This window comes from Staphylococcus warneri, assembly GCF_900636385.1.
Classification (GTDB): Bacteria; Bacillota; Bacilli; order Staphylococcales; family Staphylococcaceae; genus Staphylococcus; species Staphylococcus warneri.
Genome location: NZ_LR134269.1, coordinates 867,897 through 885,694, shown reverse-complemented (window position 1 = coordinate 885,694; position 17,798 = coordinate 867,897). Strand labels below are relative to the sequence as shown.

The 17,798-nt window shown below is 31.1% G+C and carries 20 protein-coding genes; 8 read left to right on the top strand and 12 right to left on the bottom strand.

The window, feature by feature from the left end; all coding sequences use genetic code 11:
• Positions 1 to 202: 202 nt before the first annotated feature.
• From EL082_RS04300 to EL082_RS04285, 4 genes are all read right to left on the bottom strand, one after another.
• A complete protein-coding gene (locus tag EL082_RS04300; protein WP_026088922.1) occupies positions 203 to 385 on the bottom strand; it encodes an NETI motif-containing protein in 183 nt (60 codons plus the stop codon).
• The gene (locus EL082_RS04295) at positions 369 to 962 is read right to left on the bottom strand and encodes a DUF2179 domain-containing protein (RefSeq protein ID WP_002452264.1); all 594 of its coding nucleotides are present in this window, start codon (positions 960 to 962) and stop codon (positions 369 to 371) included. Before EL082_RS04295 ends, EL082_RS04300 begins: the two co-directional genes overlap by 17 nt.
• A 164-nt stretch (positions 963 to 1,126) precedes the next feature.
• The gene (gene nadE / locus EL082_RS04290; RefSeq protein WP_015364851.1) at positions 1,127 to 1,948 is read right to left on the bottom strand and encodes an ammonia-dependent NAD(+) synthetase; all 822 of its coding nucleotides are present in this window, start codon (positions 1,946 to 1,948) and stop codon (positions 1,127 to 1,129) included.
• Positions 1,941 to 3,410: a nicotinate phosphoribosyltransferase gene (locus EL082_RS04285; protein WP_002466130.1), complete on the bottom strand. Its 1,470-nt coding sequence runs from the start codon at positions 3,408 to 3,410 to the stop codon at positions 1,941 to 1,943. The genes nadE and EL082_RS04285 overlap by 8 nt, the downstream gene beginning before the upstream one ends.
• Positions 3,411 to 3,642: 232 nt before the next feature.
• Between EL082_RS04285 and EL082_RS04280 the strand changes: the two genes are divergently transcribed.
• Positions 3,643 to 4,710, top strand: coding sequence for a nitric oxide synthase oxygenase (locus tag EL082_RS04280; RefSeq protein WP_103286362.1), 1,068 nt, complete (start codon positions 3,643 to 3,645; stop codon positions 4,708 to 4,710).
• Between the two features lie 21 nt (positions 4,711 to 4,731).
• Positions 4,732 to 5,538, top strand: a complete 807-nt coding sequence (locus EL082_RS04275) for a prephenate dehydratase (protein WP_002466139.1) — start codon at positions 4,732 to 4,734, stop codon at positions 5,536 to 5,538.
• 55 nt (positions 5,539 to 5,593) lie between these two features.
• Here the strand turns inward: EL082_RS04275 and EL082_RS04270 are convergent, their stop codons facing one another.
• Positions 5,594 to 6,688, bottom strand: coding sequence for a glycosyl hydrolase family 28-related protein (locus EL082_RS04270; RefSeq protein ID WP_103286361.1), 1,095 nt, complete (start codon positions 6,686 to 6,688; stop codon positions 5,594 to 5,596).
• Between the two features lie 176 nt (positions 6,689 to 6,864).
• On the opposite strand from EL082_RS04270, the gene EL082_RS04265 reads away from it, so the two are divergent.
• The 3 genes from EL082_RS04265 to EL082_RS04255 all read left to right on the top strand — a co-directional run bounded on the left by EL082_RS04265 (position 6,865) and on the right by EL082_RS04255 (position 9,975).
• A complete protein-coding gene (locus tag EL082_RS04265) occupies positions 6,865 to 7,419 on the top strand; it encodes a cysteine hydrolase family protein (protein ID WP_002466155.1) in 555 nt (184 codons plus the stop codon).
• Between the two features lie 69 nt (positions 7,420 to 7,488).
• Complete coding sequence (locus tag EL082_RS04260; RefSeq protein WP_002466143.1) at positions 7,489 to 8,418, top strand: manganese-dependent inorganic pyrophosphatase; 930 nt, start codon at positions 7,489 to 7,491, stop codon at positions 8,416 to 8,418.
• A 177-nt stretch (positions 8,419 to 8,595) separates the two neighbouring features.
• A complete protein-coding gene (locus EL082_RS04255) occupies positions 8,596 to 9,975 on the top strand; it encodes an aldehyde dehydrogenase (protein ID WP_002466121.1) in 1,380 nt (459 codons plus the stop codon).
• 43 nt (positions 9,976 to 10,018) lie between these two features.
• On the opposite strand, the gene pglS is transcribed toward EL082_RS04255, so the two are convergent.
• The gene (gene pglS, locus EL082_RS04250) at positions 10,019 to 11,047 is read right to left on the bottom strand and encodes a 6-phosphogluconolactonase (RefSeq protein ID WP_103286360.1); all 1,029 of its coding nucleotides are present in this window, start codon (positions 11,045 to 11,047) and stop codon (positions 10,019 to 10,021) included.
• A 202-nt stretch (positions 11,048 to 11,249) separates the two neighbouring features.
• Here pglS and EL082_RS04245 point away from each other — a divergent pair, with 202 nt between their 5' ends.
• Entirely contained in the window at positions 11,250 to 11,654 is a 405-nt protein-coding gene (locus EL082_RS04245; protein ID WP_002466101.1) for a YolD-like family protein, read from the top strand.
• A 74-nt stretch (positions 11,655 to 11,728) separates the two neighbouring features.
• On the opposite strand, the gene EL082_RS04240 is transcribed toward EL082_RS04245, so the two are convergent.
• Positions 11,729 to 11,899 carry a hypothetical protein gene (locus EL082_RS04240; RefSeq protein WP_002466153.1) on the bottom strand — a complete coding sequence of 57 codons (171 nt, stop codon included), beginning with the start codon at positions 11,897 to 11,899 and terminating at the stop codon, positions 11,729 to 11,731.
• 386 nt (positions 11,900 to 12,285) lie between these two features.
• Between EL082_RS04240 and EL082_RS04235 the strand changes: the two genes are divergently transcribed.
• Positions 12,286 to 13,326, top strand: a complete 1,041-nt coding sequence (locus EL082_RS04235) for a C45 family autoproteolytic acyltransferase/hydrolase (RefSeq protein WP_002466108.1) — start codon at positions 12,286 to 12,288, stop codon at positions 13,324 to 13,326.
• Positions 13,327 to 13,380: 54 nt separating this feature from the next.
• On the opposite strand, the gene EL082_RS04230 is transcribed toward EL082_RS04235, so the two are convergent.
• From EL082_RS04230 to EL082_RS04220, 3 genes are all read right to left on the bottom strand, one after another.
• The gene (locus tag EL082_RS04230; protein ID WP_049415921.1) at positions 13,381 to 14,223 is read right to left on the bottom strand and encodes a DUF4097 family beta strand repeat-containing protein; all 843 of its coding nucleotides are present in this window, start codon (positions 14,221 to 14,223) and stop codon (positions 13,381 to 13,383) included.
• Positions 14,220 to 14,777 (bottom strand): HAAS signaling domain-containing protein, encoded by a 558-nt coding sequence (locus EL082_RS04225; RefSeq protein WP_015364847.1) that lies wholly within the window; start codon positions 14,775 to 14,777, stop codon positions 14,220 to 14,222. Before EL082_RS04225 ends, EL082_RS04230 begins: the two co-directional genes overlap by 4 nt.
• Positions 14,778 to 14,840: 63 nt before the next feature.
• Positions 14,841 to 15,326 carry a hypothetical protein gene (locus EL082_RS04220; RefSeq protein WP_026088924.1) on the bottom strand — a complete coding sequence of 162 codons (486 nt, stop codon included), beginning with the start codon at positions 15,324 to 15,326 and terminating at the stop codon, positions 14,841 to 14,843.
• A 166-nt stretch (positions 15,327 to 15,492) separates the two neighbouring features.
• Here EL082_RS04220 and EL082_RS04215 point away from each other — a divergent pair, with 166 nt between their 5' ends.
• Entirely contained in the window at positions 15,493 to 16,056 is a 564-nt protein-coding gene (locus EL082_RS04215) for a thioredoxin family protein (RefSeq protein WP_002466160.1), read from the top strand.
• A gap of 132 nt (positions 16,057 to 16,188) precedes the next feature.
• Here EL082_RS04215 and pmtD read toward each other — a convergent pair whose 3' ends face one another.
• Positions 16,189 to 16,923, bottom strand: a complete 735-nt coding sequence (pmtD, locus tag EL082_RS04210) for a phenol-soluble modulin export ABC transporter permease subunit PmtD (protein ID WP_002466127.1) — start codon at positions 16,921 to 16,923, stop codon at positions 16,189 to 16,191.
• On the bottom strand, positions 16,923 to 17,795 hold the full coding sequence (gene pmtC, locus EL082_RS04205; RefSeq protein ID WP_002466134.1) for a phenol-soluble modulin export ABC transporter ATP-binding protein PmtC: 873 nt from the start codon (positions 17,793 to 17,795) through the stop codon (positions 16,923 to 16,925). Before pmtC ends, pmtD begins: the two co-directional genes overlap by 1 nt.
• Between the last annotated feature and the right edge of the window lie 3 nt (positions 17,796 to 17,798).

Below are 17,798 nucleotides of genomic sequence, written 5' to 3'. Positions count from 1 at the left end.
TTTCAAATTCCAAAATCTGTACATTAAAAGTAAAATAAACACAAAAGTTCGTCTTTGACGATTTACTTTAATTCTAACAGAATACCTATCGATTGTATAATTCTAATTAACTTATATTCCTATTTTATTTCATATTTTTGTCAAACACAATTCCAAAATCAAAACCACTCAAAGCAACTTATTGAGTGGTCTCTGTCATGTGTTATTCAGTTATCTTCTTACCAATAAAAATTATGTCTTGTTTTAAAACTTCTAAACTTCCATCTTTATTTTCTTTATAAATTGGCTTTTCAATGCGTCTTGTTGGCATATAACCATCGGCTTTCATTCTTTGTAGGCAATCAGCAATCGTCTCATTATCATTTACTTTATACTTCATGCTCAACAACACTTTCTAATTCTTCTGGTTCGTAAGCTTTAAGTTTACGTTTACGTACACCTTTAACCCAGAAGCCACCGTGAATATTTCTTGGCTCATAAGCAATGATAAAGGCTTTAGGATCTAAGTTTTTAATTGTATCCATTAACTTTAATTCATATTTTCTTGGCGTTAATATTTGCATTACCATTCGGCTTCCATCTCGTCCAAACGCTTCATAGTGTGTAACACCATACCCTAAGTTACGGAGTTCATTAGGTAAATCTAACTCGTATTCAGAAGATGTCACATTAACTACAGTATAACCGAGTGCCAATTTTTCTTCGATTTTCATACCCACAATGATACCTATTGAAAAACCAAATGCATAAGCAACAATATTTTGAATTTGATCTAAACTAGACATTACCAACCCTAGACCTACGACATAAATTAAGACTTCAACAAAACTTACAATCGCAGCCACATAACGGTAACCTTTTAAAGTTAAAATGGTTCTCATTGTTAAACATGTGACGTAACACACATTGATTACAAAGATAGCAAACACCATCAACCAAGGGTTTTGAGCAATCGCTGACATATTATTCCTCTTTTCTTACTTGAAATTCAAATTATTTTAACAGTCATTTTAAGCTTTGTCACGTCAAATTTAACTTTAATATTATAAAATGATTAATAACGTTATTTTTTATGAAAATGATAAAAAAGTACGTTCTATTCTTAGGTTAGTTTATAGATTACTTTCTAATTTTTAGGCCAAGTATAACGTGTATAAGCAAGTTCGCGTTTATGTGCATTTTTAACATAATGATTTTCAATCGTTTCTTTCGCTTCACTAGAAACCTCTTTGCCCTCTAAATAATCATCTATATCGTTATATGTTACACCTAAGGCTTCTTCATCAGGCAATTGAGGTTTGTCTTCCTCTAAATCTGCTGTAGGTGTTTTTTCATATAAATGTGCTGGCGCACCTAAATATTTAAGTAATGATCGACCTTGACGCTTGTTCAGACCAAATAGCGGCGCGATATCAGCTGCACCATCACCATATTTAGTATAAAACCCAGTGATATTTTCTGCAGAATGGTCAGTTCCCACAACAATACCTGATTGGTTTGAAGCAATTGAAAATTGTACTTTCATTCGTTCTCTTGCTTTTTCATTCCCTTTTTGGAAATCTGTTAATTGAATCCCTGCTTCTTGTAATGATTTTACACTTGTATCGACTGCAGGTTTAATATTAACAGTAATTGTTTGGTCAGGATTAATAAAGGTTAACGCGTCTTCAACCTCATCAGCGTCTGATTGCACACCATAAGGCAGTTTAACCGCTATAAATTGACATTCTCTGCCTTCTTCACGTAATTCGTTAACTGCTAATTGAACAAGGCGACCAGCTAATGTTGAATCTTGCCCACCAGAAATACCTAGCACTAATGATTTGATAAATGAATGAGATTGTACGTAACTCTTAACAAACTGTTTAATCTCTTGTACTTCTTTTTCAACATCAATTTGAGGTTTTACTTTCATCTCTCTTACTACGATATCTTGTAAATTACTCATGGTCTTCCTCCATTTCTTTTACATGTTCGGCCACTTCAAAGATGCGTTTATGTTTATTTTCCCAACAAGCTGTACTTAAATCAACTGGATACTCTTGGGGATTCAAGTAACGTTTGTTTTCATCCCAAAATGTTTTAAGTCCTTCTGTTAAATAAGCTTGTGCATCATGAACACTTGGTAAATCATAAACGAGTTGACCATTTTCAAAAATAGCATGATGTAAATCAATCGCTTCAAATGATTTTATAAATTTCATTTTAAATGTATGTACAGGATGGAATAATTTTAATGGCTTTTCTTTAGTTGGATCTTCTCCGTGTAAAGTAATATAATCCCCTTCTGCTTTACCTGTTTTCTTATTAATGATTCGATATACATTTTTCTTACCAGGAGTCGTTACTTTTTCTGCATTATTAGATAATTTGATACGATCACTGTATTCTCCATCACTATTTTCAATAGCAACTAATTTGTATACTGCCCCTAATGCTGGTTGATCAAATCCAGTAATAAGCTTCGTACCTACACCCCATGAATCTACTTTAGCACCTTGGGCTTTAAGACTTGTTATTGTTTCTTCATCTAAATCATTGGAGGCTATAATTTTGGCATCTTTAAATCCTGCTTCATCTAGCATACGACGTGCTTCTTTAGAGAGATATGCGATATCTCCTGAATCCAAACGTATACCAATAAAATTGATTTTATCGCCCAATTCTTTAGCAACTTTAATAGCTGTAGGTACACCCGATTTTAACGTATGGAAGGTATCTACTAAGAATACGCAGTCTTTATGACGTTCCGCATATTTTTTAAATGCAATGTATTCATCACCGTAAGTTTGAACTAGTGCATGTGCATGAGTACCTGATACAGGTATACCAAACAATTTTCCTGCTCGTACATTACTTGTGGAATTAAAACCACCAATATAAGCAGCTCTAGCACCCCATAATGCTGCATCTAACTCTTGACCACGACGTGTCCCAAATTCCATAAGAATATCGTCATTCGCTATTTGACGAATACGACTTGCTTTCGTAGCAATGAGCGTGTGGAAGTTAATAATATTTAATAATACTGTTTCCAGTAATTGTGCCTGAATTAAAGGGGCTTCTACTCTCATCAATGGTTCGTTTCCAAAACATATTTCTCCTTCTTGCATTGAATGAATATGTCCTGTAAATTTTAAATTTTTCAGATAATCTAAAAAATCATCCTGATAACCAATTGATCTTAAATATTCAATATCTGTATCTGAAAAACCAAAATTATCCATAAAATCTATAACACGTTTAAGTCCATTAAAAACTGCATAACCACCATTAAATGGCATACTTCTAAAGTACAAATCAAACACAGCCATTCTTTCATGAATACCATCATTCCAATAACTTTCAGCCATATTAATTTGATATAAATCATTTTGTAACATCAAACTGTCGTCTTCAAATTGGTACACTCGTATCTCTCCATTTCGACCATTCTTTTATCATTATTTTATCATAATTCAATTTAACTAGGTAACAACTGAATTGGTTTTACTAACTACACATGAATGATTTCAAAATTTACTTTCAAGCATTTTATGACTTTACCCATACATCTATGACGTTGCGACAAATTCGTGACAATTATCATTAATGAATGTGTAAATCAATCGTGTCGATTATAATACTTATGAGGTGTTTGAAATGTTAATAGATAAAGCAACAACATTTATCCAAACGATGTATTCTGAATTAAATTATACGCAAGATGAAGTTGATAAGAGACTTAAAGAAATTAATCAAGAGATTGAAAAAACTGGTACCTACACACATACATTAGAAGAATTAACTTATGGTGCTAAAATGGCTTGGAGACATTCAAATCGGTGTATCGGTAGATTTTTTTGGGAGTCACTTAATGTCAAAGATGCTAGAGATATCAATGATGAAACACATTTTTTAGAAACTATTGAAGTCCATATTATCAAGGGCACTAACGATGGAAAGATCAAACCTTATATAACTATATTCAGTCCTGACAAACCTCCTAAGATTTACAATAATCAATTAATACGTTATGCAGGTTATGAGGATTGTGGCGACCCATCTGAACGTGATGTGACACGATTAGCACAACATTTGGGATGGCTAGGAGAAGGTGGCGACTTTGACGTGTTACCCCTCATTTATCAAATCAATGACGGCCCAATTAAATTTTATGAATATCCTAAATCCATCATCAAAGAAGTCTCAATTGAGCATGAACATTATCCTAAATTGAAAGATTTAAATTTAAAATGGTATGCAGTACCTATCATTTCGAATATGGACTTACAAATTGGTGGCATTATCTATCCTACTGCCCCATTCAATGGTTGGTATATGGTTACTGAAATTGCAGTAAGGAATTTTACTGACAGTTATCGTTATGATTTATTAGAAAAGGTTGCAGAAGCGTTCGAGTTTGATACACTTAAAAATAATTCTTTTAATAAGGATAGAGCACTTATCGAACTTAACTACGCAGTTTATCATTCATTCAAATCACAGGGTGTTTCAATTGTGGATCATTTAACAGCTTCTAGACAATTTGAAATGTTTGAAAAGAATGAAGCAAAGCATCAGAGATCAGTAACAGGTAAATGGTCATGGTTAGCACCACCTATTTCCCCGACACTAACTAATAATTATCATCATGGTTTTGATAATACGATGCGTGATCCAAACTTTTTCTATAAACAATCAAGTGAGACAAAGTGCCCTTTCCATTAAAACATCATTAGAGGTGAAGGCATGCAAATATATTATTTAGGTCCAAAAGGTACATTTTCCTATTTAGCTTCTCAGAGGTTTGTTAATCAAAATCGAATACAACATTATGACTTTGTACCAAAAGCTAATTTATATGAAGTGATCAAATATGTTTCTCAAGATAACGCATCAATAGGAATTGTACCAATTGAAAATTCAATAGAAGGCACAATTAATATCGTTGCTGATTCACTTGCACAACAAAATGTATATGCACATGGCGAATTACATTTAGATATAGATTTTGCTTTATATGGTAAAGCCGGTAGTCAAATTAGTGATATCAAGAAAGTTTATTCGATAGCTCCAGCCATTAGTCAAACCTCAAATTATATTATGAAACATCAATTTGACTATGATTATGTTGATAGCACTGTTAAAGGATTTGATATGATTAATAAACATACGGGGGCTATCGCTCCACTAGCTAACGAGAATGATTATGATTTTGAAATTTTAGATACACATATCCAAGATTTTGCTCATAATGCGACACGATTTTTAATCATTAAAAACCATGCTAATTTCGATAGTAATACGAATACGTCAATGTTCCTAATCACACCAAAATACGATAAGCCTGGCCTTTTAGCGAGTATTTTAAATACTTTCGCTTTATTTAATATCAATTTATCATGGATTGAATCACGGCCTCTGAAGACTAAACTAGGCCAATATCACTTTTTTGTTCAGGCAGATGCACCTGTATCACAAGATGTCAAAAAAGTGATGACTATCCTTAATACACTTGATTTTGAAACCAAGCTTGTTGGTTCATTTTATAAATAAGATAATAAAGAACGCTTCTCCCTTACTCTAATAATTAGGGAAAAGCGTTTTTATATTATTTTATGTTTTCTACATTCTTTTTTTCTATAGACACTAAATGATCGTCTTGATTCAATGTTAAATCATCGATATCTTCGAGATGTATTTTTTGAGATTTATCATTAAATGTATTGCCTGCAATAAATATTTGCGTATGTTTTACATTATTATAACTTCTAATGTGTATAGCATCCTTTTCCATTTTTCCAATAAATTCATTGCCAATTACATTAAAATTAGAACCTGCTTGTGTCCCCATGTCTTTTCCAGTATAAGGATCCGCTGCGTTTTTACCATCTTTGACACCTAAAAAACGTATGCCCCCTACACAATTTATGAACTTATTTTTAGATATAAATGTATTTTGAGATTTTAGCGGCGTTAATGCATATTCTTGAATTTGATCAAACACATTGTCTCTGATATGAATATTTTCATAATAACGATGATATCTACTTGCATGTGACCCGATTGCCCTATTCCAAGGTTTCATTTTTGGGTCATCTGACGGTCCAAAATAACAATTTTCTATAATGGCATTTTTAGTTATTGTCCCATCGGTTGTACCAAATTTTGGAAAAGCACCAGGCATTTGGATATCCAGTTGAACCGCTTCCGAAAAGAATCTATCACCATCAATATCTAAGAAACCTTCAAAAGAACAATTCGCTATTCTTAATCCATTTAAACCACATGCATCTATGGCATGTCCACCTACAATATTTTTAAAAGTCACACCTATAAATTGAATGTCTTCTGCATGCCCCATGCATACAGCGGTGTTGTTATATGGAAAATGAGAGCCATTCATATCAAATGTGCCCCCCTTAATATGTATATGACTATTTCCTTTGTATTCATGATAGAAAATATATGGTTTCCCATTCTTTAATAGTGCATCTTTGCTATATCTCAATAATACTGTTTCATCATCTAAAAGCAGTGTTGTAGAATCATAAATCACTAACGCTTTGCCAATATGATAAGTCCCTTTTGGGATATACACCGTATGTTCACCATTTTTTGCTTTGTTCAATGCTTTTTGAATTGCTTTTGTATCTTTTACTTTATTATGACCTTCTGCGCCAAAATCTTTCACATTTATGAACATCCAATTTCTCCTTTGTTTCATATTTAATTGTAGTCCTCTTGATAAATATATATACTATGATTAATCTTATAAAACATTTTTTAAGCAATTAGATGAAATTTTTAATTAACTTAATAAAATTGAATGATATGATCGAAGACAATGATTATTTTTTATTTTGGGAAGGATGTTATTAAATGGAGAAAAAAGCTTTAATTGTAGTAGATTACTCAGTAGACTTTATTGCATCTGATGGAAAGTTAACTTGTGGTGAACCTGGACAAAAATTAGAAACATTTATTACAAATCGCATTCATCACTATATTAAAAATAATGAAGATATCTTTTTTATGATGGATTTACATTATGAAAATGATAATTACCACCCAGAATCTAAACTATTCCCACCACATAATATTGAAGGTACTTCAGGACGACAACTTTATGGTTCAGTTGGAGACATTTATGAAGCGAATAAATATCAAAGCAATATTCATTACTTTGATAAAACACGTTATGATTCATTTTACGGTACACCTTTAGATAGTTTATTACGTGAAAGAACAATTAGCACATTAGAAATCGTTGGTGTCTGTACTGACATTTGCGTTTTACATACTGCTATTTCCGCATACAATTTAGGTTATAAGATTCATGTGCCAAAGAAGGGTGTTGCTTCCTTTAATCTATCTGGACATGAATGGGCATTAAATCATTTTCAAAACTCATTGGGCGCAGAGGTAGAAGAATAAGCTATAGTCATGCTAAAATAACTATATAATATCAATAAAATAACTAATGAATAAGGGAGACATATATCCATGGCAAACACTTACATTTTTGGACACAAAAACCCAGATACTGACGCAATTTCATCAGCAATTATTATGGCTGACTTTGAACAATTAACAGGTAATGCAGGCGCTAAAGCTTATCGCTTAGGTGAAGTTGGAGCTGAAACTCAATACGCATTAGATCACTTCAATGTTGATGCACCAGAGTTATTAGAAGATAATTTAGACGGTCAAGATGTTATTTTAGTTGACCACAACGAATTCCAACAAAGTGCTGATACAATTGCTGATGCTACAATTAAGCACGTTGTAGATCATCACAGAATTGCAAACTTTGAAACAGCTAGCCCACTTTATTACAGAGCAGAACCAGTAGGTTGTACAGCCACAATTCTTTACAAAATGTACAAAGAACGTGGATTTGAAATTAAACCTGAAATTGCTGGACTTATGATTTCTGCAATTATTTCAGATAGTTTATTATTTAAATCTCCTACTTGCACTGATGAAGATGTCAATGCAGCTAAAGCTTTAAAAGATATTGCAGACGTCGACCTAGATGCATATGGTTTAGACATGCTTAAAGCAGGTGCTTCTACTACTGATAAATCTGCTGATGTATTATTAGATATGGATGCTAAATCATTTACTATGGGAGATTACGTAACACGTATTGCTCAAGTTAACACAGTTGATATTGATGAAGTATTAGATCGTAAAGAAGAATTAGAAAAATCTATGCTAGAATCAAGCGCTGAAGAAAAATATGATTTATTCGTTTTAGTTGTAACTGATATCATTAACAGCGATTCTAAAATTTTAGTTGTTGGTGCTGAAAAAGATAAAGTTGGCGAAGCATTCAACGTTAAATTAGAAGACGATATGGCATTCTTAACAGGTGTTGTATCTCGTAAAAAACAAGTTGTACCTCAAATTACTGAAGCTTTGACTAAATAATTTATTAGTAATATAGAAATATATTTGATTGTACTGAACCTGGGACATGATTTGATGTCTCAGGTTAATTTTTTATATTATACTTAATTATTTTTGTGTGAATCGGGTAAAGATATGTTAAGCATTTTTTTCTTGAGGATATTGTTATCTCAAATCCAACTTAAGGAGGTTCAACTTTTGAATTCAATTGATCAACTATTTGAAAATAGCAAAGCTTTTTTCAAAACACATCAAACAAAAGATATTAAATTTAGAAAGCAACAATTAAAGTTGTTAAGTAAGAGTATTAAACATCACGAAAATGAGATACTTGAAGCTTTGCAAAAAGATTTAGGTAAAAGTAATGTTGAAGCATATGCTACTGAAATTGGTATTTTGTTAAAAAGCATTAAATTAGCCCGTAAAGAGCTTAAAAATTGGTCTAAAACAAAACAAGTAGATACACCACTTTATCTTTTTCCTACTAAAAGTTATATCAAAAAAGATCCTTATGGCACTGTTCTTATTATCGGTCCCTTTAATTACCCAGTGCAATTAACATTTGAACCGTTAATTGGTGCGATTGCAGCTGGTAACACAGCGATTATTAAACCATCAGAATTGACACCTCATGTATCTTCAGTCATTCGTAAAATTGTTGAAGATGTTTATAAACCTGACTATATTGCTGTAGTTGAAGGTGGTATTGAAGAAACAGACCACCTTATTCACTTACCGTTCGATTATATGTTCTTCACTGGTAGCGACAAAGTAGGTAAAATCGTTTATCAAGCCGCAAGTGAAAACCTCGTTCCTGTAACACTTGAATTAGGTGGTAAATCTCCTGTAATTATCGATGAAACAGCTAATTTAAAAGTAGCTAGTGAGAGAATTGCTTTTGGTAAATTTACAAACGCAGGACAAACTTGTGTTGCTCCAGATTATATTTTAGTAGACCGAAAAGTAAAAGATGATTTTATCAAAGCATTAAAACAAACTCTAAATGAATTTTATGGTAAGACCATTCAATCTAGTCCTGATTATGGCAGAATTGTAAATCATAAGCATTTTAATCGCTTAAATGATTTACTACAACACCATAAAGAGAATGTCATTTTTGGTGGTCATAGTGATGAATCCGATTTATTCATCGAACCCACTATTATTGATGATATTCAAACTTCAGATTTAATTATGGAAGAAGAAATCTTTGGTCCATTATTACCAATCATCAGTTATGATCAATTTGATGAAGCTTTCGAAATAATCCAGTCTCGCCCTAAACCTTTGAGCCTTTATTTATTTAGTGAAGATGAAAATTCAACGCACCGTGTGCTTAACGAACTTGCCTTTGGTGGTGGTGCTATTAACGATACATTGATGCACCTAGCAAATCCTAATTTACCTTTTGGCGGTGTAGGTCTATCGGGTATCGGTAATTATCACGGCAAATACTCATTTGATACATTTTCTCATGATAAATCATATACTTTTAAATCGACACGCTTAGAGTCGAGCCTATTTTTCCCACCTTATAAAGGTAAATTTAAGTATATTAAAGCATTTTTCAAAAATTAAAAAAATAAATCCCTTAAGCAATATCGCTTAAGGGATTTATTTTTTAGAACATGACACAAACACCTTCTGGTGCCTGAGTTGATTGATCTTTTAACGTCAATGTGCCTTTTTCTTTATCTCTTTCAAATACCGTTAATTTAGATTGGCCTTCTTGATGTGCACAAACTAAGTAATCATCTGATTCTGTGATATTAAAATCTCGTGGGAATTCATCACCACTTTTGACAATATCAACCAATTCAAGTTTAGCCCCATTTTCTAAGACTTTGTAAATTGCAATGCTATCATGACCACGATTACTTACATATAAGAACTGTTGGTCATGCGATAAATGTACTGCTGCAAGTTTAGTTGCACCATCAAAATGTTCTGGAATTGTTAAATGACGTTCTAATTCTTTAAAACGACCATCTTCATATTTAGTCACGCTAACAATATTTGATAATTCATGTATGACATATGCATATTTTCCATTTTCATGAAATGCAATATGACGCGTACCATCAGCTGCATTAAATTCTGAAACAGCATGTTCTTTCAAACCATTTTCACTAAATGTGTATGACACAAGTCGATCTGTACCTAAATCAGCTGCTACTACATATTGACCATCTGGTGTCTCGTTTAAAAAATGCACATGAGGATGTTCTTGTCTTTCATGAGGTCCAAGTGGATAGTCATGCGCTAGCTCCTGAATCAATCTCTCTATTTCACCAGTAGTCGGATTTAATTGATAAATTCGAGCTAATCCTGCACCATAAATTGCTTCAAATAGAAACTCACCATTTGTTGATACTTGAACATAACATCCTGTTCCCTTTTGAGAAGCCAAACATTTATTGATTAATGTTAATTCGCCATTTTCTGCTATTCTAAAACTTGCGACACCACAATTGTCTCCTTCTTTTGTAATAGCATATAGAAAATGATTATTTCTTGTTACATACGTTGATGCTTCTAGTTGGTAACCAGTCGCCACTTCAACTATTTGCCCATTTTGTTCGTCTAAATCAAATTGATAAATCCCTTGTCCATTCTTCTTCGTATATGAACCAATATAACCTTTAGTCATTTCGTCAACGCCTCCTTATCACTTACCTCTATTCTATTAAATTTATATATATAAAGACAAACGTTTGGGTATGATTTTAGTTATAAACCTCTATACTTAAATTTTATATCTTGATAACCACACATGATTCTAGCGAAATACCACTTGCAAAACAGAACGTATGTTCGTATAATAAAAGTATAAATATTGAGGTGATTGAAAGATGATTAAGGATTTAAATAATAATCAGTTGGACTATCGAAATATTCCGCGCAACCAATTGAATAGAAATATTCCAAAAGGCCGTGGCATGGTTAAATGGGCACCATTTGCTACCTTACCTGAACAATTTGAAACGATTCATCAATATATCATCGATCAAAATAAGGTTGATCGTCCTGTGCTTTCCGACGATCAATTATCTGATTTGAATTTTCGTTTACATCAGTCCTTGCAGTTAAATCAACCAGTAGTCGTACAGTATTATGATGATGGATACTTTAAATCTATCGAACTTAATATTGAACGTATTGATGCTATAACTTTTGAAGTTGAAGGATATCCATCTCATTCTTCTGATAAATTCAAACTTTCTTTATTAGACATTGTACGTATTTCCCCTACTTAATTTCTTTTAAAGCAAATAAAAAAGCCACTGATGACGATTTCATCAGTGACGCTTTCATTAATTTAATCTTTAAATTAATTATTATTTTCGATATCTGAAACGATTTCTTTAGTTTTTCTTTCGATATCTTCAAAGTCTTTTTTGAAAATATAAGCAAATGCAACTACACCTACACCTACAACAACTGTAGTGATAGCTACTAAACTAAATACAAATTTAAATAAACCTTTAATAAAGTTCCACATTAAAATTCACCTCTATATTTTATATGCATATCTACAATACATTATGATAGCATATTTATCGTTATCAATAAATACATACCCTTTTTACTATTTTTATAAGCTCACTTTATAAAAATTTTTATGATAAGATGTAACTATAAAAAAGACGACTGATTTATTCATCAGCCGTCAGTGCAATATTATAATTATTTGTGCCACCAATTATAAATTGCGCCTTTTATATAATCATATTTACTACGCATGATATCATCCCAAAATAAATTATTTCTCAATGCTATCAGTAACTAATTACAATTTTATTATATATATAATTACATAAAATAACAATTAATGTAACATTAACATTATATTACAAAGTGTAAATTTTGAATAAGGAGTACTTTCATATGCAAAACGTTCAATCTGAAATTATGTGCTATAGAGGTTCACATTATGATTTAGGTATACACACTGCCAAATGGTTAAAACAAACTGACCTCTTAAAAAACAGAGAAAAAGAATGGAAAAAGCGAATTCCTAGATTTGATATAGATGTTAACGAAACACATTCTATTTTTCAAACGTATGCACCTAAAATTTGGGAAGAACTCATGGGTATGCAAGATGTATTAAAGTTACCAACACGTCAAATGATTTTAAACTTTGCACATTATCGTTTTACTGATTTAAAAGAAAGTGGTTGTACCGTATTTAACGGAACCAATTATTTAGTAAGAAATTATGATTATCATCCTGCTACTTACGATGGCAGATATTTATTATATCAACCTAATGATGGCGGATTAGCACAAATTGGTCCAACATCAAGAGTAACTGGACGAATGGACGGAATGAACGAAGCTGGTTTAGTAATGGCTTATAATTTTATGCATCGTAAAAAGCCAGCAAATGGATTTGTATGTTATATGGTAGGTAGATTAATATTAGAACTCTGTAAAAATGTCGACGAAGCGATTCAACTGTTAAAAGAGATACCACACCGTAGTTCATTTAGTTATATTTTAATGGATCAATCTTTAAATCATGCCATCGTAGAAATTACACCTCGTGATATCAATGTCAGATATGATACTATTTGTACAAATCATTTTGAATTACTAACGCATGAAAATAGAAATTATACTAAAGAATCTAAAGAACGACTAGCACGTGTCATTAACCAAACACATACACAACTTGATAAGCATCAAGCATTCAAATTATTTAATGATCCACAATACGACATATATAGTAAACTTTTCAACAGTTGGTCTGGTACCATTCATACATCGATGTACGAACCACAATCACTTACGGCATGGATGTCTTTAGGTGAGAATCAGATACCTTCAAGTATAGATTTTAATACTTGGCTTAAAGGCGAAGAGCTCACGCAACGTACATTTGAAGGCGTCATTGATACAGATTTAACTTTTGCCACACATTAAAAAAGTACAAAACGAGAACAAATAGACCTGTCTCGTTTTGTACTTTATCTTCCTTTATTTTATGACTATATCTCCATCAACCGTATAAAATTCAAGAATATTGTCACTCTTCCCTACTTTACTTTCATGAAAATGTTTATTCTCAATTAAAGACTTTCCTTTACCTGGTTGTAATTTCAACAAAGTATTTTCTGGTTTATCTTTATAAGAATAATGAATATCGCCTTTTTTAGTAGATGCCTTGATATCGTTTCTTGATGACATATTATTAAAATGAATATCTCCTTCTCCTAATAAAAAAATAGAATCGCTAATATTGCTGTTATAAACATTAATAAAACCGTTATTTAAGTTTACATGATTATTTTTTAAAGTAGAATTTTTTATAGATAATTGTGAGCTATTAGCCTTAATATCTGAATCATTAACACTTAGATTTTTTAAATCCATATGAGAATTTGTACTCAATATTTTTAAATGATTAGTAGTAATGTTGTCAATGTTAAAATTACCACCTCTAGATACATAAGAAAAAGTATTTAATTTTATATTTGGCACCTCAATAACAATCTGATTGTCATCTTTTCTAAACGGATTCAAATTAATAGCATACCCTCTATTAACATTTTTTACTTCTGAAATTTTCAGAGTCTTATTCTTTTTATCTAAGTTTACTTTATTATCCCCATTATATTTCACTTTAAATTTAGACCCGTTAACCACTTTGACATTAGCGTATTCCGTGTTAATTGATATATTTTTAAAATTAGAGTTAGAATATGATTTATTAATTTTCGTTTCTTCATAATTCTGTTTATCAAAGGTAAACCAGCAAACTGTAGCACCTATAAAGAAAACAAGAAAAATGATAAGACCTGAAAACATTATCTTTCTCATCTTTTAACGCTTCCTTTAACTGTTTTAATATACCATCTCAAATATTTTAGAATGAGTCTATATATCGTTTCTAATACTTTAAATGTTATAACAATCAACATTAATCCGAGTCCTGTGTATGCTATTGAAAAAAGAATATTACTCACTGAATCATGTATCCCTTTATAGAAAGACGAAAAGACTAAAATTAAAGGTGCACAAATTAATAGCACGGAAACAACAAACAAAATTACGAATATCATACATATAAAGAACACTGGAATTAAAACTAAAAATACTGATAGCAAACCTAAACTTAATGAAGCCGTAACAGCTCGTAACGTATTATGAAATGTTGGTTTATATTCAGCATATTCAATCGCGCTATGCGCTTTTACCTGTTTAGCTATATCATTAGGCTCTTTTAGCGCTTTAACTATTTCCGCTTCAGATTTACCTTTCAGTTCCTCTTCATAAAAGTAATGTTCATAATCATACATTTTTTTATCTTTTTCTTTTCTAGGTAGTTCGTCTAATGAGACTTCTAATTCATTCAAAAATGTAATTTTATCCATAGTATTGTCACTCTTTCTATCTATTTTTTCAATTAGTTGCAATACTAATGTTCAACTATTTAGTTACTTACTAAAGAATTCAATCCGCTTCACGATATCATCTTTATATAAAATATTTAATTTCAAATGATGTTCACGATCTCGATAAGTCATTGATTGATAGTTCTTACCTATTTTACTTTTTTGATAATCACTACCTAAATTATGAATAACTTCATCAATATGACTCCCAATTCTAATACCAAAATTTGTATGTATCTCTTTATCTTTAACAAGTACAATGCCTTTAACAACGTGTTTCTTTTTATGAACTTTAACTGTTAAATCATCATGCTTTTTATGATTATAAAATGTGTAACGATCTACTTTAATATTTTTATTTACATTAAAATCTTTTTTATGAAATTGTTCATTTAAATGTATTCCATTTATTGATGCACCTGATAAATCAACGGTTTTTATATTTTTATAAAATGAAAGACCTATCAGAAGTAAAATGGCTAATATTAAGAATAGCATACTAATTATCCATCGATTCTGAATGCGCAAAGATGTTCACCACTTTCAACTTATTATAATAAATATAGCATAAGGTGTATTTAGTTTCATCTCACGGTAGGTATTTGCTAAAATGAGAGAATTTTTAAAATATTTTAATTTATTTACATTATGAAAATTGGTATAATATATAAAATGATTAAAGGAGGTTTTTTCGATGACCAATTTAGAAACATATTTTAAAAACAGTCAAGACATCGGACCTTATATTGAGCAGATGCAAGACAATAAAGACAATCTCGTTTCAATTTATGATTCCTTTAAGTTACCTGAAGATGATGAAAGATTACAGAAATTAAAATCATCTAACTATTCTAAAGTATTGGTAATTACCGAAGACTGGTGTGGCGATGCCATGATGAATCTTCCAATACTTAAACATATTGCTGAAGCCCTAGAATTAGAAGTCAAAGTGTTCCATAGAGATGATGATACACATCTTATAGACCAATATTTAACAAATGGAAAATCACGTTCAATTCCTATTTTTGTATTTTTAAATGATAATTTTGAACAAGAAACAGTTTGGGGTCCACGTGCTAAAGAAGTTCAATCATTTGTTACTAATTTGCGCGAAGATACTTTACCAAGTAAAGATCATCCGGATTATGAAGATAAAGTTAAAGAAACACATTTAATTATTTCAAATCGATATAAAACAGATTCCACTTTCTGGAAAGCAGTTTACAACTCAATTATTGATCAAATGATTTATAAATAACACCTATATATAACGAAGCTATTTGAGTAAGATAGCTTCGTTTTCTTTTGAAATCTCCCGTTTTAACGCCTTATTCTCTCTTAAATTAAAACATTAAAAACCGGGACTATAAAGCCCCGGTAATCACTTATTCTAAATATCTCTTTTAGCTGCATATAATACATTAACAATAAATAGCACTACGATTGATGCTATAGAAATAAACCATTGCCAATGTGTAAATGAAACATCGGACTCAGTCATTTTTTGTGTTAAATATGTGAATGGAATGTATTTAAATGACTTATGAATGTCATCACCGATGTTTGGAATTAAACCTACTAGCGGTTGGATAAATGGCACGATTAATAATAAGAAAATGCCTAACGTAAAGATAACAGCTGGTTTTTCAACTGCTAATGTAATTAAGAATAAAAATAATCCAAAGAATAGGAAAAAGATAAGATAGAACCAAATGTTAGTTAAAAAGTTATCTCCATCAATACTTTTACCTTTAGTTGTAGCTTCAATTACAATAATCACTATATATTGAACAAGTGTAAATAAAAATGAAATTAGAATCATAGAAATCGTTTTAGCAACAATATAACCAATTCTACTACTCATCTTATTCATATATAACTGAATCGTACCTTGTGAGTAATCTCGTGTAATTGTTTTGATAATAAATAATAAACCTGCAAATAAGAATAACCAATTGGCCATGATAAATACCATTGTATAGTCCACTTTATGACCAGGACTATAATTTGCCATCATAACAGCTTGAAAGACAGTTAAGCCTATAACAAGTATAAACGCAATGTATGTGAGCGGACTTTTAAAAATACTTATTAAATCATGCTTTACTAATTGTAAAGATCTCATTATTTATCACCTCTTTGATTAATATTAAAGTAAGTATCACGTAATGAACTTTTACGTGTTTCAATATATTTAGGATAAATATTGAGTTTCGCTAACGCTTCTAGCACATCTTTATAATTTTTTTGCGCTTTAATGATGATTTCTCCATTTTCTTTATTAGACTGTTGAACATGGAATTTTTCTGTCAACATTTCTAATGCCTTTTGATAGTCTTCTGTATCGATTGAAATTATCGTACTATCTTTTGGTCCACCATCTTTCATATTGACATCTTGTACGAATGTACCATCTCTTAAGAATACAGCCCTATCACAAATGAGTTCAATGTCCTCTAATTTATGACTAGAAATCAATATCTTCATTTCTAACTGTTTAACCAATGATTGAATTGTCTTCAATACATCAATTGAACCATCTGGATCCATACCATTTGTAGGTTCGTCTAAAATAAGGTATTTAGGTTTATTCATTAATGAAACTGCTATAGCTAATTTTTGTTTCATCCCCATTGAATATTTCTTCACTTTTTTCTTGATATACGGTCTCATACCGAATGCGTCAATGATATGATCTGCATATTCTTTGTCGAATCCTTTACCTAATACTTGTGCAAATAATTTTAAATTATATAATCCTGTTTTATTATCATATAGTTTAGGATGCTCGATTAAATATCCAACATTTTCATTATTTGGTAAATTAACTTTTCCTTCATAATTGATAATATTGCCATTCATTACTTTCATTAGCGTTGTTTTACCTACACCATTTTTACCGATTAATCCTACGATTTGACTGTTTCCAAAATCAAAGTCTATATGATCTATAACTGTATTTTGGCCATATTTTTTTGTTATTTGTTCTAACTTCATCGT

What these genes read in the sequence shown, in the direction of transcription:
- EL082_RS04295 (WP_002452264.1), bottom strand. Translation starts at nt 962, where the DNA reads ATGTCAGCGATTGCTCAAAACCCTTGGTTGATGGTGTTTGCTATCTTT.
- nadE (WP_015364851.1), bottom strand. Translation starts at nt 1,948, where the DNA reads ATGAGTAATTTACAAGATATCGTAGTAAGAGAGATGAAAGTAAAACCT.
- EL082_RS04280 (WP_103286362.1), top strand. Translation starts at nt 3,643, where the DNA reads ATGTTAATAGATAAAGCAACAACATTTATCCAAACGATGTATTCTGAA.
- EL082_RS04275 (WP_002466139.1), top strand. Translation starts at nt 4,732, where the DNA reads ATGCAAATATATTATTTAGGTCCAAAAGGTACATTTTCCTATTTAGCT.
- EL082_RS04270 (WP_103286361.1), bottom strand. Translation starts at nt 6,688, where the DNA reads ATGTTCATAAATGTGAAAGATTTTGGCGCAGAAGGTCATAATAAAGTA.
- EL082_RS04265 (WP_002466155.1), top strand. Translation starts at nt 6,865, where the DNA reads ATGGAGAAAAAAGCTTTAATTGTAGTAGATTACTCAGTAGACTTTATT.
- EL082_RS04260 (WP_002466143.1), top strand. Translation starts at nt 7,489, where the DNA reads ATGGCAAACACTTACATTTTTGGACACAAAAACCCAGATACTGACGCA.
- pglS (WP_103286360.1), bottom strand. Translation starts at nt 11,047, where the DNA reads ATGACTAAAGGTTATATTGGTTCATATACGAAGAAGAATGGACAAGGG.
- EL082_RS04245 (WP_002466101.1), top strand. Translation starts at nt 11,250, where the DNA reads ATGATTAAGGATTTAAATAATAATCAGTTGGACTATCGAAATATTCCG.
- EL082_RS04240 (WP_002466153.1), bottom strand. Translation starts at nt 11,899, where the DNA reads ATGTGGAACTTTATTAAAGGTTTATTTAAATTTGTATTTAGTTTAGTA.
- EL082_RS04235 (WP_002466108.1), top strand. Translation starts at nt 12,286, where the DNA reads ATGCAAAACGTTCAATCTGAAATTATGTGCTATAGAGGTTCACATTAT.
- EL082_RS04230 (WP_049415921.1), bottom strand. Translation starts at nt 14,223, where the DNA reads ATGAGAAAGATAATGTTTTCAGGTCTTATCATTTTTCTTGTTTTCTTT.
- EL082_RS04225 (WP_015364847.1), bottom strand. Translation starts at nt 14,777, where the DNA reads ATGGATAAAATTACATTTTTGAATGAATTAGAAGTCTCATTAGACGAA.
- EL082_RS04215 (WP_002466160.1), top strand. Translation starts at nt 15,493, where the DNA reads ATGACCAATTTAGAAACATATTTTAAAAACAGTCAAGACATCGGACCT.
- pmtD (WP_002466127.1), bottom strand. Translation starts at nt 16,923, where the DNA reads ATGAGATCTTTACAATTAGTAAAGCATGATTTAATAAGTATTTTTAAA.
- pmtC (WP_002466134.1), bottom strand. Translation starts at nt 17,795, where the DNA reads ATGAAGTTAGAACAAATAACAAAAAAATATGGCCAAAATACAGTTATA.